This is a genomic window from Mesorhizobium sp. C268A (genome assembly GCF_040324475.1).
In the GTDB taxonomy this organism is placed as follows: Bacteria; Pseudomonadota; Alphaproteobacteria; order Rhizobiales; family Rhizobiaceae; genus Mesorhizobium.
Genome location: NZ_JAMYVX010000001.1, coordinates 4,997,770 through 5,011,991 on the forward strand (window position 1 = coordinate 4,997,770; position 14,222 = coordinate 5,011,991).

The 14,222-nt window shown below is 60.9% G+C and carries 12 protein-coding genes; 4 read left to right on the forward strand and 8 right to left on the reverse strand.

Going from position 1 to position 14,222, the window contains the following annotated elements:
* The first annotated feature begins 77 nt into the window (after nt 1-77).
* The gene (locus NKL06_RS24400) at nt 78-635 is read left to right on the forward strand and encodes a sugar O-acetyltransferase (protein WP_023691614.1); all 558 of its coding nucleotides are present in this window, start codon (nt 78-80) and stop codon (nt 633-635) included.
* A gap of 15 nt (nt 636-650) precedes the next feature.
* On the opposite strand, the gene NKL06_RS24405 is transcribed toward NKL06_RS24400, so the two are convergent.
* Nucleotides 651-1,643, reverse strand: coding sequence for a helix-turn-helix domain-containing protein (locus tag NKL06_RS24405; protein WP_023691613.1), 993 nt, complete (start codon nt 1,641-1,643; stop codon nt 651-653).
* A gap of 123 nt (nt 1,644-1,766) precedes the next feature.
* On the opposite strand from NKL06_RS24405, the gene NKL06_RS24410 reads away from it, so the two are divergent.
* On the forward strand, nt 1,767-2,405 hold the full coding sequence (locus NKL06_RS24410) for an isochorismatase family protein (RefSeq protein ID WP_023686167.1): 639 nt from the start codon (nt 1,767-1,769) through the stop codon (nt 2,403-2,405).
* 520 nt (nt 2,406-2,925) lie between these two features.
* Nucleotides 2,926-4,242 (forward strand): hypothetical protein, encoded by a 1,317-nt coding sequence (locus tag NKL06_RS24415; RefSeq protein ID WP_023691612.1) that lies wholly within the window; start codon nt 2,926-2,928, stop codon nt 4,240-4,242.
* Between the two features lie 61 nt (nt 4,243-4,303).
* Here NKL06_RS24415 and NKL06_RS24420 read toward each other — a convergent pair whose 3' ends face one another.
* The 3 genes from NKL06_RS24420 to NKL06_RS24430 form a co-directional block, all read right to left on the reverse strand.
* Nucleotides 4,304-5,983: a formate--tetrahydrofolate ligase gene (locus NKL06_RS24420; RefSeq protein ID WP_023691611.1), complete on the reverse strand. Its 1,680-nt coding sequence runs from the start codon at nt 5,981-5,983 to the stop codon at nt 4,304-4,306.
* A 312-nt stretch (nt 5,984-6,295) separates the two neighbouring features.
* On the reverse strand, nt 6,296-7,420 hold the full coding sequence (locus NKL06_RS24425) for a DUF2333 family protein (RefSeq protein ID WP_023686165.1): 1,125 nt from the start codon (nt 7,418-7,420) through the stop codon (nt 6,296-6,298).
* 16 nt (nt 7,421-7,436) lie between these two features.
* Nucleotides 7,437-8,744 carry a DUF6638 family protein gene (locus tag NKL06_RS24430; protein ID WP_352581230.1) on the reverse strand — a complete coding sequence of 436 codons (1,308 nt, stop codon included), beginning with the start codon at nt 8,742-8,744 and terminating at the stop codon, nt 7,437-7,439.
* Nucleotides 8,745-8,866: 122 nt separating this feature from the next.
* Between NKL06_RS24430 and NKL06_RS24435 the strand changes: the two genes are divergently transcribed.
* Nucleotides 8,867-9,004, forward strand: a complete 138-nt coding sequence (locus NKL06_RS24435) for a hypothetical protein (RefSeq protein WP_023686163.1) — start codon at nt 8,867-8,869, stop codon at nt 9,002-9,004.
* 68 nt (nt 9,005-9,072) lie between these two features.
* On the opposite strand, the gene NKL06_RS24440 is transcribed toward NKL06_RS24435, so the two are convergent.
* From NKL06_RS24440 to NKL06_RS24455, 4 genes are read right to left on the reverse strand one after another with little or no spacing between them, the layout of a single operon-like run.
* Nucleotides 9,073-10,983: an ATP-binding protein gene (locus NKL06_RS24440; RefSeq protein ID WP_023691609.1), complete on the reverse strand. Its 1,911-nt coding sequence runs from the start codon at nt 10,981-10,983 to the stop codon at nt 9,073-9,075.
* A gap of 21 nt (nt 10,984-11,004) precedes the next feature.
* Entirely contained in the window at nt 11,005-11,871 is an 867-nt protein-coding gene (locus tag NKL06_RS24445; RefSeq protein WP_156939126.1) for a hypothetical protein, read from the reverse strand.
* Nucleotides 11,872-11,930: 59 nt separating this feature from the next.
* A complete protein-coding gene (locus NKL06_RS24450; protein WP_023683666.1) occupies nt 11,931-13,076 on the reverse strand; it encodes a hypothetical protein in 1,146 nt (381 codons plus the stop codon).
* 27 nt (nt 13,077-13,103) lie between these two features.
* A complete protein-coding gene (locus NKL06_RS24455) occupies nt 13,104-14,192 on the reverse strand; it encodes a hypothetical protein (protein ID WP_023669990.1) in 1,089 nt (362 codons plus the stop codon).
* Between the last annotated feature and the right edge of the window lie 30 nt (nt 14,193-14,222).

Here is a 14,222-nt window from a genome sequence, read left to right on the forward strand (position 1 = left end):
GCGATGGTGCTTCTTCCATCAGTGAGCATTGTACTTTGGTAAACAGTCGAACACGACGAAGGGACGGAGTCGCTGTGATGGCCGATAGCGAACGCACAAGGATGATTGCAGGCGAATGGTACACCTGCATCGACGACGAACTGGAGGCGCCGCGGGCGATCGCGCGCGATGCGGTGTTCGAGCATAATACGATACCGCCCCAGCAACGCGGCAATATCGGTCCAGCGCTATCGGTGCTGCTCGGCAGCACGGGCGAGGGCGGCCGCATCGAGGCGCCGTTCCACTGCGCCTACGGTTTCAACATCCATCTCGGCGACGGCGCCTTCCTCAATGCCGGCTGCACCATCCTCGACACCGCGCCGGTGCGTATCGGAAGCCGGACGCTTCTCGGCCCCAATGTGCAGATCTACTGCGCCGAGCACCACAAGGAGGCCGCGGGCCGTCAGTCGGGACTGGAGATTGCCCGGCCGATCACCATCGGCAATGACGCCTGGATCGGCGGCAGCGCCATCATCCTCGGCGGCATCAGCATCGGCGATGGCGTCATAGTCGGCGCCGGCGCGGTGGTGACGCGCGACGTCCCTGACAACACCACGGTGGTCGGCAATCCGGCGCGGGCGGTCAAGCGGGGCTGAACTCGTCGTGGGCGGTCAGTATGAAGCCGTACGTGCTATGCGCTCGTCCGGACCGGCTCGCCGCGAGAATTCACGCCGGTATTGGGCCGGTGACGTCTTGAGCCGTGCGGCGAAATGCTGGCGCAGCGAGGTGGCGCTGCCGAAGCCGGCTTCGAAGGCCACCATGTCCATCGATTTTTCCGTCGCCTCCAGCAGCCGTTGCGCCAGTTCGGTGCGTTGGCCGGCCAACCATTCGCCAAAGCTGGTGCCGATCGATTTCTGGAAACGGCGGGTGAAAGTGCGCCGAGTCAGGCCCGCGGCCTCCGCGACGCGGTCGAGGTTGTGCGTTTGTCCGAGCGTTGCCCGCACCGTGTCCAGCGCCAGGGTGAAGCGGTCGGTGGCCGGGGTTTTCGCCAGCGGGCGCTCGATGAACTGCGCCTGCCCACCCTGCCGGTGCGGCGACAGTACAATGTGCCTTGCCAGCCGCAGCGCTACCTCTGCGCCATAGCGCGCGCGCACAATGTGCAGGCAGCAGTCGAGCCCGGCGGCGACGCCGGCCGAGGTGACGATGTCGCCGTCGTCGACATAGAGCACGTCGGCGTCGACTTCGATGTCCGGGTACAATGCCTGCAACCGGTCGGTGGAGGCCCAATGTGTCGTCGCACGCCGGCCCGCAAGCAGCCCGGCGGCGGCAATGGCGAAGGTGCCGAGACAGAGGCCGACGATCAGCGCACCGCGCCGGTGCGCGTGGGTGAGCGCTGCCAGGAGCGGCGGCCGAAGTGGGGCCTCGAGATCCTTCCAGCTCGGAACGATGACGATGTCGGCATCGTCGAATGCGGAAAGGCCATACGGCACCGCGATGGTCAGCCCGACATCGGTGTGGATCGCTCCGTCGAGCGCGCAGACGCGAAAGTCGAAACGCGGCAGGCCAAGCTTGGTGCGGTCGGTGCCGAACACCACGCACGGCACGGAGAGGTGGAACGGGCTGATGCCGTCAAAGGCGAGAACGGCAATGATCGGGTCGGCCATGCGTGTTTCCAGCAAGCGAAAAGCGGATTGTCCCAATTCTTTCGACTGATGTCAATCGGGCCACTTTTGGCAGTCGGGCGATTCGCCTATTTCCTGTCCCATTCAAGCTCGAAGGAGAACACCATGTCCGCCAATATCACGCCGCGCCGCGCACTCATCGTTATCGATGTCCAGAATGATTATGATGGCGGCAACCTCGCCATCCAGTGTCCGCCGTTCCGCGACAGCGTCGTCAATGTCGCGCGCGCTATGGATGCCGCCGCTGCGGCCGGCGTGAAGGTGGTGGTCGTCAAGCAGATGGCGCCCGAGACCTCGCCAGTCTTCGCCAAGGGCAGCCATGGCGGCGAACTGCATCCCGAGATCGCCCGGCGAAGCCGCGACCACTATGTCGAGAAGTCACTGCCTAGCGCCTTTGCCGGCACCGACCTCGAGGCGTGGCTGCGCGCCAATACCATCGATACGATAACGGTGATCGGCTACATGACGCATAATTGCGACCTGTCGAGCATCATCCACGCCGCGCATGTCGGCTTTGCGGTCGAGTTCCTGTCCGACGCCACCGGTTCGCTGCCTTACGCCAACAGCGCCGGCTACGCCTCGGCCGAGGAGATCCACCGCGTGGTGTCCATCATCCTGCAGTCGCGCTTTGCGGCCGTGCTCAAGACCGCCGAATGGATCGATTGCCTGAAGACCGGTGCTTTGCCCGAACGCGACACGCCCTATGCGTCCAACCAGCGCGCGCTGGCGCGCAACGCTGCATAGGCAAATTGCCGCGAAGGAACAGGGGCGCCGCAGTCTGCGGCGCCCCTTGGCGTTCCTGATCACGACCACCGGGGCGTGGCCTCGTTTGGAAGTCTTTTCGGCTGGGCCCATTCACGTTCGGGATGAGAGCCGGCTAAACGCAAGAAACTCAGATCGGGCTCTATCTCAGGATGGGGAACTGGAGAACAGAGTGAAGTCTTTCACAGACGAAGGCCTCTCTCCGAGGAACGGTATATCTGGATCAAGGGGTGGGACGGGGTAGACTTCCCCGGGAGAAACAAGTGAAAGCGCGAATTGCACGAACTACAGTCGTTCTCGCCTTGGCTGGTGCCGCGGCACTCTTGCCATGGCCCGCTTTCGCCCAGGTCCCTTCGCACGCGCCGGGGACGATCTGCTTCACTCAATCCTTCTGGTGCTGGGCGCAGCCGCCCGGCCCGCCCGGATATCCGTGCGGGTGCCCGTCGCAATACGGCTATGTGCCGGGCTATCTAGGCTAGTCGTCAGGCGGGGGGATTTCACGATGACGACGACACCGGCCGACCCTCTCGTTTCTGGACTCATCGCGGACGCCAAGCTGGTCGCCAACTACGGCCGCTACGGCGTGTTCAAGGACAGTTCCCTGTTTGCGGCCATCGGCAATGCCGAAAAGCTCGACGATGCGACGGCCAGCCAGCCTGAGGTCGTCAATCTTCAGACGGTTTTCAACGATTGTTCCGGCACCGTGCCATTTGCCACCCTGGCGGCACTGCGATCGGGCTGGTCGCCCGGTGACATGTCGCGCAAGACCGCGCTGGCGACGTACTTTCTCGTGGCTCTTTCCGTGCTTTTCATGGTTGTAACCGGAAGATTGACGTACATTTACAACAAGGGAGTCGCGATAAACTCCGAACTCATAGAAATCGACAACAATGATTTCAGCGCACGGTTCGGACAGGCGATACGCCAGGTTTGGGCGACGAAGAAACAACTGAGCTCGGCATCGTCCGAGCAGGCTTCGACCACGGATCTGACGCTTCTGAAGGACGCCTATTACAATTCGGAAGATAGCCTTCACGCTCTCGACCAGCGCTTTTCCTCCCTGGTGAGAAGAGCGCAAGGGTTCATGACTGAGGACGCGCAATTCCCGATCTGGGGAATGCAATGGATGTACTGCAAATTTTATTCAACCTCCACGGCAGATGGCGTAGCGGCGGGCCAGGCTCAGTATTCCCAGCAAGGTGCCATAGACCAGTTCTGTGACCAGCCGCTGGGGGTGAGTAAATCCACGCCTCCAGACAAGCTCAAGGAGCTCCCCAATCAGCCGGATGCCTATTGCGCGCAGATAAACACCGAAAAGAAAAACCCGAACAATCTTGAAGGTACGTCTTCGGAAAAAGTGACGGACGTGAATGCCGATTTCGACGAGGCAACGCGCAGCCTGCAGTGCGACGGAGTGATCACGATCGCGCCGAACTCGATCTACACGCTGACCGCGCAGATAAAGACGCTGGACGAGGTTCTCAGCCCATATGCCTTGTGGATACTCCCGGCCTTCTACGGCGCGCTCGGAGCCATCATGTTTCACATGCGGATGATCCTCAATCCGCTGCTGCCCAATCCACCGCTGTCGCGGCTGATCCACAGGATCGCACTGGGGGCGCTGGCCGGCATGGTGCTTGCCTGGTTTGTAGCACCGGGCACCAAGCTTGGAGAGGAGGCTTCGGGAATAGGCTTCAGCCTCTTCACCTTCTCCTTCCTGTTTGGGTTCAGTCTGGATATCTTCTTCACCATTCTCGACCAGTTCGTCAGCATGTCGGTCGCCGGGATCAAGAAGTTCGGGTCCTCGACAGTGGCGTGAGAAGCCCGGCAAGCAAAAGGGCGCCGCATGGCTGCGGCGCCCTTGGTTGTCGAGACAAATCTCAGAACAGGCCTTCGATCTGGCCGGCCTCGTTGAGGAAGATTTTTTCCGAGGACGGCGCCTTGGGCAGGCCGGGCATGGTCATGACCTCACCGCAGATGACGACGACGAAGCCGGCGCCCGCCGAAAGCCTGACCTCGCGTAACGGCACGGTGTGCCCGGTCGGCGCGCCGCGCAGGTTCGGGTCGGTCGAGAAGGAATATTGGGTCTTGGCCATGCAGACCGGCAGGTGCCCGTAGCCGGCCTGCTCCCAGGCATGCAGCTGGTCGCGCACCGACTTGTCGGCGATCGCCTCGTCGCCGCGATAGATGCGCTGGACGATGGTGTTGATCTTCTCGAACAGCGGCATTGCGTCGGGATAGAGCGGCGCGAACTGCGAGGCGCCGGATTCGGCGATCTCGACGACCTTGCGCGCCAACTCCTCAATGCCGGCAGAGCCATTGGCCCAATGCTTGCACAGGATCGCCTCGGCGCCGAGCGAGGCGACGAAATCCTTCATCGCCTGGATTTCCACCTCGGTATCGGTGGTGAAATGATTGATCGCCACGATCGCAGGCACGCCGAACTGTTTCACATTCTCGATGTGGCGGCCCAGATTGAGGCAGCCCTTCTTGACTGCCTCGATGTTTTCCTTGCCGAGGTCTTCCTTCTTGACGCCGCCATTCATCTTCATGGCGCGCACGGTGGCGACGATGACGGCAGCCGCCGGCTTCAAACCCGCCTTGCGGCACTTGATGTCGAAGAATTTTTCGGCTCCGAGGTCGGCGCCGAAGCCGGCTTCGGTGACGACGTAGTCGGCGAGCTTCAGCGCCGTGGTGGTGGCGACCACCGAGTTGCAGCCATGGGCGATGTTGGCGAACGGACCGCCATGGACGAAGGCCGGGTTGTTTTCCAGCGTCTGCACCAGGTTTGGCTGCATGGCGTCCTTCAGCAGCACCGCCATGGCGCCGTCGGCCTTGAGGTCGCGGGCATAGACCGGCGTCTTGTCGCGGCGGTAGGCGACGATGATGTCGCCAAGGCGCTTTTCCAGATCCTTGAGGTCGGTGGAAAGGCACAGGATAGCCATGACTTCCGAGGCGACGGTGATGTCGAAGCCGGCCTCGCGCGGATAACCGTTGGCGACGCCGCCGAGCGAGCAGATGATTTCGCGCAGCGCCCGGTCGTTCATGTCCATGACGCGGCGCCAGGCGACGCGGCGGGTGTCGATGCCGAGCTCATTGCCCCAGTAGATGTGGTTGTCGATCAGCGCTGACAGAAGGTTGTGCGCCGTGGTGATGGCGTGGAAGTCGCCGGTGAAGTGGAGGTTCATGTCCTCCATCGGCACGACCTGCGCGTAGCCGCCGCCGGCAGCACCGCCCTTGACGCCGAAATTCGGGCCGAGCGAAGCCTCGCGGATGCAGACGATCGCCTTCTTGCCGATGCGGTTCAGACCGTCACCAAGGCCGACGGTGGTGGTCGTCTTGCCTTCGCCGGCCGGCGTCGGGTTGATGGCGGTGACGAGGATCAGCTTGCCGTCCTTGTTGCCCTTCACCGATTTGATGAATTCGGCCGAAATCTTCGCCTTGTCGTGGCCGTAGGGCAAAAGGTGCTCGGTCGGGATGCCGATCTTGGCGCCGATCTCCTGGATCTGCTTTTTCTTGGCGCCGCGCGCGATCTCGATGTCGGACTTCACTTCGGCCATGACGGCTTTCCTTCGGATTGGACGGTGGAGGGGACGGGTTTGATCTCACTCGCAGGCATGTTGAACCCGGGCGTGGGCATGTTCTAGCCCTGTCGCTCCCGCGGCGTCAACTTGCATGCAACTATGTTTCCTATGAAGAAAGTGTCTCCGCGGCCGGCCGACGTGTCGCCGGTTCTTCCTGGCTCCGTTGCCGCGCCGTATAGAAGCCAGAGGACGCGACGTTCCGCCGTCTCAAAACAGCCGCCCAATGCACGGAATGCGACAGAGGCGACGGCGCAAATTCGCCATCGCTCGCCGGGAAAGCTGTGAACGCTACTGAGTCAGGACGTTGCTGATCTCGACCATGTTGGAGCGCACGCGAAGCACGTAGAAACCCATCGTCGTCAGGTGCGTCGGCATGATCCAACCATCCTCGCGGCCATTGGCGATGATGAAGGGCTGGATGCGCAGCGCCGAGACGAATTGCGCATCCATCGTGTCCCACAGATTGCCGAGATGCTTTTCCTTGATGACGTCCTCGAAGTCGGCCTGGGCGCCCTTCATCAGGCCGTAATAGGCATAGAGCTGGCCATAGGCGAACCAGAAGCGGTCATCGGCGCGGAAGTCGAACCAGCCATTGTTATGGTTTTCGGCGCGCTCCTTGAGGATCGCCGAGGTCGAACCGATGTCGGAGGAGATGCGGTCGATATACTGCTTCAGATTGTCGGCGCGGGCATCGAACGTCGCCTGGCAGCTGCCGAGGCGGGCGTTGAAGGAGCGCAGCTTGGTGACGGCATCGCGATAATAGCTCGGCGTCGGCGTCTTGGGGCCGAACGGGTTGAGGCCGAAATACCAGGTCTCCTCGTCGAACTGCAGATTGCCGCGCGCATCCTGCAGGTCGCCGTCGATCTGCGATGTGGTGCGAACACGCCCGAGATTGTCGGCAAGCTCGGTGGCGGTGCGCCGCACCGCCTGGTTGATGCCGCGCTGGAACGAGGCCTTGTTGTCCATGAACGGCGTGTTGTCCCAGTCGATGCCGAACAGGCCGAGTTTGTAGAGGATCATGGACGAGATCCAGGCATTCTGGTTGACGTTGAAGTCCGTCAGGTCGGCCGCCACCTGGGCGATGCCCGAATTGCCGCAGGTCTTGGCGGTGTCGGTGCCGGCGCCGGCGGCGACCTGTTCGCCGGCGGAAATGTTGCGGTTCTCGAAGGTGTATTTGTCGACGTAGTTGGGATCGAACTTGTTCCACCACTGGGTGGCGTAGAAGAAATTGGCGTAGAGGCCGATCAACACCAGAAGCGCGAGGCCGACCACAGCCTTCAGGATCCAGCCGCGCTGCGTATACCAGCGCCCAGCCCAGAGGAACGGCCACAGGATCGCGCCGATGACGAGGCCGATGCCGCGGCCTATCCATTGGAAGATGCGGGTGAAGAAATTCACGATCGGATCAAGCATGGCTCTCGTTCACCCCTCAGTCAGTCAGGCCGTAAAGGCGCGTGCGAAACGCCACTTTGTCTTTCAAATATGTGGTTTTCAGAACGTCCACAACATGCGACCGCCAGGCGTCGCTGTAGCCGTCATAGTCCTTGTAGAAGCCCGGCTTGTTGAAGACGTAACGCGAGACGAAGTCCTGCGGCACGAAATCCGAGATCAGCTGGTTGGTCAGCCAGGCGTCGGGATGGTCGGGCTTGCCACGCACGACCAGGAAGCGCTGTTGCGGAAACACATCCTCGATCTTGAGATGGCCGAGCTGGGCGATCTCACGCTTGGCGGCGTTGAGAAAGGGGAAATTGCCGTCCTTGGTGATCAGATCGGCATGGCCATGGATCCAGGTCTGCAGCCAGACCTTGTCGACCTCGGTTAAATTGCGGTTCGGCTCTGTGTCGCGGATGAGAGCGCGCACCACCATCTCGGCGCGATGCTCGAGATAGCCCGAGCTTTCGACCCATGACGCACGGGGCAGTTCGATGCGGCCGGTGCTGGCCAGGAACTTGAACACCTTGTCGGCATCGTTGATCGAGAGATAGCTGACCTGCCAGGGCCGCGAACGGCGAAAGCCGGGGGCGGCCGGGTCGCCGATGACGGTGGTCATATCAGGATCGACGAAGACGTAGACGCCGCCGAAATGGCTGGTCCAGTAGGCGTTGTGGCGGAAGATCACCTGGTCGGGCACCAGCGCATTCTCACGGATATCGCCGCAGACCTTCGCCAGCTCCACCATACGGCTCAGCATGGTGTTGTCGCGCCAGGCATCGGGCTCCTGCTTCAGCCGGTCGACCAGCTTGCCGAGTTCGGCGGCCTTGCCCAGCACGTCCTCGGCCGAAAGCACCCTGAACTCGACCTGGCTGATCGACAGCAGATCCTCGATGTCGTTGACCAGGGGAACGGAATCCTCGATCTCCCCGTAGATGACATCCTTGATCGTCAGCGCATCGATGGCGCGCTGGTTCTTGGACATGAACTCGAACATCAGCTGCGAGGTGTTGGAAAAGGCGGTGTGCACCACCGGCAGATCGATCTGCGAAGGCGTCAGGATGATGAAGCGGCGGTTGACCTCGTTGGGGTCGAGATAATCGTAATCGCCGCATTCCTCGGCCACTTCGGGCGAGAAGCCGGTGCGGTCGATCTGGAAGCTCTTCAGCTTGGTCGGTTTGAGGCCGAAGGCGACAAGCGCCTTGTTGTAACGCTGGATGAGGTGCGGCTCGTCGACCGTCAGCAGACGGCCGTAAATCAGCTCATTGTCGCGCAGGAGGTCGGGTTTTTGGCGTGGCTCATGCAGAACGTTCCGAGCGGCGTTGCCTGTTGTGGCGAAGCGCCAACGCTGACGCCTCCCTCTCCCCGTTCTTCACGGGGAGAGGGTAAGGGTGAGGGGCAGCGCTAGCATCAAGGCCATGTCTCCCCATGGCCTTTGGCGGCAATAAATCGAAGATCATTGGTCCGGATGTGCCGATCGAGGCGCTGTTCGATAGCTGCCAGTATGGTCGTAGCGATCTCTGGTCCACGCATGCGCCGCCCCTCACCCTTGCCCTCGCCCCGTGAAGGACGGGGAGAGGGGGGCGTCAGCGTTAGCGCCAAGCCTTTCAGCACCCGCAGGCAGCGAAGGAAGTTCACGCATTCCAGAGCCCCTTCTTCTTCATCTCCTCCATCTCGCGCCCCGCCCGTTCGCGCAGGCGTGCGTCGCGCAGCAGCTTCTCCACCGCGGCGTCGTCGGATTTGTCGGAATAGCGGAACTCCGAGTCGGCGTAGCGGTTGATCTCCTGCATGACCATGTCCATCGAGAACGGCCCACGCAGTTCCTCGATCATGGCTTTCTTCTCGTCGTAGCCCTTGTGCATGAAGGCTTCCGGCTTCTCGAACCAGTCGTCGGGCAGCTCGATGTCCATGGCGCGCATCTTGATGGCGTCGGTGACGTTCTTGATGGCTCGGCCGGTGAAGCGCGGCTCGGCATCCTTGATCAGGTGCAGATAGGTGCCGATGTTGGCCATCGATTTCGGCGCGCCATTCTCCTTCATGTAGCGCTCATAGACCTTCATCAGCCCGTCTTCCTGAGGCTTCTCGTGCTCCTCATAGGCTTCGGTCACCGCGCGCTGGATCTCCTGCGCGGCGTAGAGCTTGTGGTCGCCGAGTGGGATCTTGTGGTTCTTGCCGGCAAGCAGGACGAAGATGTCGATATAGTCGTCGCGGCTCTGTGGGCCGTCGACCAGCCAGCGGGCCCCGGCGCGCTGGCGCAGCGCATCGTCGACATTTTCGGGATAGTTGGAAAACATGCCGAACGAGCAATTGCCGCGCACCACCGTGCCGGCGCCGGCAAAGGCGTCCATCAAGACGCCGGTGATTTCCTGTTGGCCGGCCGAGGCGCGGTCGTCGGAGCGGCGGGCCGCCACCTGGTCGATGTCGTCGACGGTGCCGAAACCGATGACACGTGGGTTCAAGACATTGTTGATGAACTGGCGGCAATTCTGGCCGGATTTGCCTTGGTAGGACGAGATCTGGTCGACGCCGAAGTTCTCATAGGCGAAGGGATAGCCGGCAACCTGGCAATAATTGTTGACGAGGCCGGCGATCATCTGGATCAGCGTCGTCTTGCCGGTGCCCGGCGCGCCATCGCCGATGAAGGTGAAGAGGAAGCCGCCGAGCTCGACGAACGGGTTCAGCTCGCGCTCGAAATCATAGGCCATCAGCATCTTGGCGAGCTTGACCGACTGGTATTTGGCGATGTGGTTGCCGACGACCTCTTCGGGCTTCTTGAAGGTCATCACCAGCGGTTTCGAACGCTTGCCGGGCGCGACGTCGAAGCCGTCGAGGGTGAAATCGTCGGCGTCGATGCGGATGTGGGCGTTCTCGAACGGACCGATGCCGTCGAAGCGGCCTTTGCGGGCCAGCAGCCCATCAATGGCGACCCGTGCAAAAGCTCGCGCGCGCGTCGTCAGGTCGCCATCGTCCTTGGAGTCCGCAATCGCCTTGTCGAGACCGGCGACGATCGACTTCACCGCGTCCTGCGGCGTGTCGAACAGGAAGTCGGGTTCGGGGATATCGTTGGGCGCCTCGCCATCGCTGTCGATCAGCTGGAACAGATAGGAGGCAAGGCTGAAGGCCGAAACGTAAGCAGAGGCTGACAGAAGCTTCTTGAAGGTCGCCGCCTCATCGCCCTCAAGAGGCGCACGGGTGTTCTTGGCCTGGAGGCTTTCGAGGTCGGAGCCCTCGGCGAAGACGTCGGAGATGGCGAGCGCTATCGCCAGGCCGCGGCGGGCGCGGAACAGCAGCGTGTGCTGCGGGATGCTCATCAACTGGTCGTCGGGATGGATCGCGGCGACGGTCTTGGTAAGCTCGACCTCGCGGGTACGGCGCACCGAGCCGACCGAGACTGTCGAGACAAAGCGGCGATTGGTGCCGGCAAGTGCTGTGCCGGATTCGCGCGCAGGGTCTTCCAGAACCACGACGCGGGTGATGAAGCTCTGCGCCGTGGCGCGGTGCTTTTCGATTGCGGCTTCCGGGATGGTGGTCAGGCCGGTGTCCATCGTATCAATCCTCCTCGCGACTCACTCTTGTGCCTGCCCTCGCGTGAGCAAAATTGAAAACATCCCGTCAAAGGGTTCGTGATCGGGAAAGCGTTCGGCTTGAAAGATGGCCTCTCCCGGCCCTCCAAGCTTGAAACGGCAACGCTCAGTCCGTGCAAGACAATAAGCGACAGCCTGGTACTCAGTTAGGTCCGCTAACATCGCGCTAACGCAAATCTGATTCGGTTTTCCGTTGTTAGATGGCGGTCCGAATTCAACACGGTCTTCTGGCTCAAATGCATATCTTTTCATCAATCTTGGCCAGTGATATTCGATAAGTCTTTGTCTATTGTCGCAAAAGTACTGAATCACGATTTTTACATCGTAGCTATATCTTGGTTGCCGACTCTGTCTTATTCCAACGATCGGACGGGATGAATTACGTGTTCGGACAGGTAATTTTTCGACCAGAATTAGCATGACGCCTCCGGATCTAATGTGACGGTATGCTTCATATTGATCCAATTCGTACCAATAGAAAGTACAGATCGTGTCACCGTCTGTATTTTCATCTTCAGACCGCGAAGTAACCGGTCTGTAGCCGAACCCGGAAAACCATTCGGATAAGCCGGAAATTTTTTGAAGAACAAAAAACGCGGCAAGCGCCGGGTCTGCAACATCGATGTAATTGAAAGCTTCAAGCTTCCGCACCCCATCCGGTAATCCTCGATGACGCCACCGACTTTCAACGTGAACCCGGTGTCCGAGAATGCGCTCAAGGTTACGCAATGGTCGGGCGGTCAGTTTGTGTTTCTTGTAAGCACCGATATGCATATCGACATCCCACCAAGCGAGAACCCGGTAGGGCGATTCATTACTGCGGGAAGCAAGGTTATCCGTTTCGATCACAATCGCCTTCTGCCCCTGACCGCGCCCCGGAGATTGTCAGGCCCACCAAAAATGCCACCTCACACATCGCTGATCACCTGTCCGTTGGACAGAATATGGACCTTGTAGCCGGAAAAGATCTTTTGAGCTTCGCCGGCGGCGTAGAGTGCTTGATAGGCTTCGTGCGGGATCAGGGCGTGGTTCTCGTAGCTCGACACACCCTGGCGCGCGGCTTCGAGATCGTCGGTGTTGATAAAGAATTCCTGCGTCGTCTTCTCGCTCGAAAACAGCCCCTTGCGGCCGGGCTTCTCGCCCTTGGAGTAGACCTCCTGGATTGTCCAGGTGAGCAGCCAGGCATTTTCCGGCTTGCGCACCTTGGCAAGCACCTCGGTCACGGTCGAATTGTTGTCGGTAATGCCTGCGGAATAAAAGGGGCCGAGCACGACGCGGCGCAGCTGCTTAGGGTGCAGCGGCTCGAAATCCTTGTCGAGATTGACCGCAATCGTTGCGGGCGAAAGCGTGTAGGCGGAATTCTTCTCGGTGAAATCGTCGAAGCGATGGGCGAGTTCGGGGTTGAGCAGGCCGTCCACCGGCAGCGGGATGTCGACCCGTTCATTGAGCTTGCCGTTGCTGTCAACGAGCTGCCGGATCATGCTTTCGGAGGAATCCTCCACCGTCACCATGTAGACCAGCGGCAGGTTGGCGCTGCCGTCGAAGCTCGCCCAGTGCACGAGGTAATAGGGGCGCCCGGTCTTTGGATTGACCGAGACCTTGGCCGTCTGCGCCAGCGAGAACGGGCCAAAAGTCTGTTCGCTCTTGACGTCCTCGAGATAGAGCCGCTCGGCCATCGACTTCTGCAGCGCTTCGGGGAATTCCTTGTGGCGCAGGATGAAGTCGGCCATTTCCTCGCGCAATTCGCCGGCCAGCGGAATGTTGGCCAGCCGCGCCTCGGCCTGGCGGCGGTCGTTTTCCAGTTCGAGCAGGTTCTGGAAGACGGGATAGCCGCTGTCGGCGCGCGAAATGCGGAACGTGTCCATGAAGCCGAGCCGGTTGCGCCAGCAGGAAAACGATTTGTCCAGCCGGGCAATGTATTCGGCGACGATCTTGGCGACGATGCCGTGCCGGTAAAGCGGCGAGCGGTCGTCGCGCATGAACACTTCGAGGCCGCTGAGTGCCGCCGTGATGGCGGAAAAATAGCGCGCCGCCGCTTCGTTTTCGGGAGTCATGCCGGTGTGCCCGCGTGCAGCCGCTTCTTACGACTGCACGTAGTTGGCCGAATTGTGCTTCTTCATCACGTCGTCGAAACGGCGGGCGAAGGCGTCGTCGGCGAGCTTCTTGCGGCGCTGGATGTCGGAGCTGGCGACCATGTTCTTCTCGTGCATTTCGAGGAGATCGCCGATGTGCTTTTGCGAGGCGGCGCCAATGCCGGCCATGGTCTCTTCGGCGGTGTTGTCAACCTGGCTGCCCAGCGTGTTGATCTTGTGGGCGACATCCTGCTGGGCGGCGGTCTTCAAGGAATCTTCCAGTGCCTTGTAGAGCACGATGCGCTGCTCGGTATCGATGGTCAGCTTGTTGATCAGCGTCGACTGCGCTGCGATCTGATTGTTGAGCGAATCGACGAAGGTCTGGAACATCGAGGTGTAGCGTTCCAGCGTCTGGCTTTCGGCCAGAAGCTCCTGCTCCTTGGCCTGCTTTTCATTGTATTCGGTCGCCAGTTTCGAGCGCTCGCCCTCAAGCTGCGTGCGCTCCTTCTGACTGGTAGAAGCGGCGATCTTGTTTTCGATGTCGAGCAGCAGCGGATTGACCTCCTCGATGCGCTTCTGCACCGCCTCTAGGTTGGTCATGGTGACCTTGCGGCGCTCGATCACCTGCGACAGGCTGTTTTCCGAGGTCTTGTAGCGCTGGTCGAGGACCTCTTTCTGCGCTTTCAGGATGCCGACGATGGTGTCGGACTTGACCAGAAGCTCCTGCAGATTGCCGGCCAGCGACATGTTGCGGACGCGGTCGGTGCGCATGCGCTGCTTGCGTTGCGCCGAGAAGACGCCGACGAAGCTTTCCCAGCCGGTGTAGTTCTTCATGCTCTCGAATTCGGTGCCGAAGACGTTGGTGGCGTCTTCCAGCCCGATGATCAGGTCGGCAATGTTGCCTTCCATCACCTTCTGCTGCTTCAGCACGTCCTCGATGCGGGCATTCTCGATGTCGAAATTGGCGTCGCCGATCTTCTTGTCGGCGGTGGCCAGCGTATCAAGCACCGTGCCCGACTGCTCGATCTTGGAGCGCATGTCCTGCACGACCTGCCTGGTCTTGGCAATTTCGGCATCGAAATTCTGCAATGTCGCCATAGGGGCCTCCCGCTTCGGCTTCCGGTCGCT

Coding starts and splice junctions, on each gene's coding strand:
- NKL06_RS24400 (WP_023691614.1), top strand. CDS start 78: ATGGCCGATAGCGAACGCACAAGGATGATTGCAGGCGAATGGTACACC.
- NKL06_RS24420 (WP_023691611.1), bottom strand. CDS start 5,983: ATGGCCGAAGTGAAGTCCGACATCGAGATCGCGCGCGGCGCCAAGAAA.
- NKL06_RS24440 (WP_023691609.1), bottom strand. CDS start 10,983: ATGGACACCGGCCTGACCACCATCCCGGAAGCCGCAATCGAAAAGCAC.
- NKL06_RS24435 (WP_023686163.1), top strand. CDS start 8,867: ATGGCCTTTGGCGGCAATAAATCGAAGATCATTGGTCCGGATGTGCCG.
- NKL06_RS24425 (WP_023686165.1), bottom strand. CDS start 7,420: ATGCTTGATCCGATCGTGAATTTCTTCACCCGCATCTTCCAATGGATA.
- NKL06_RS24415 (WP_023691612.1), top strand. CDS start 2,926: ATGACGACGACACCGGCCGACCCTCTCGTTTCTGGACTCATCGCGGAC.
- NKL06_RS24405 (WP_023691613.1), bottom strand. CDS start 1,643: ATGGCCGACCCGATCATTGCCGTTCTCGCCTTTGACGGCATCAGCCCG.
- NKL06_RS24455 (WP_023669990.1), bottom strand. CDS start 14,192: ATGGCGACATTGCAGAATTTCGATGCCGAAATTGCCAAGACCAGGCAG.
- NKL06_RS24450 (WP_023683666.1), bottom strand. CDS start 13,076: ATGACTCCCGAAAACGAAGCGGCGGCGCGCTATTTTTCCGCCATCACG.
- NKL06_RS24410 (WP_023686167.1), top strand. CDS start 1,767: ATGTCCGCCAATATCACGCCGCGCCGCGCACTCATCGTTATCGATGTC.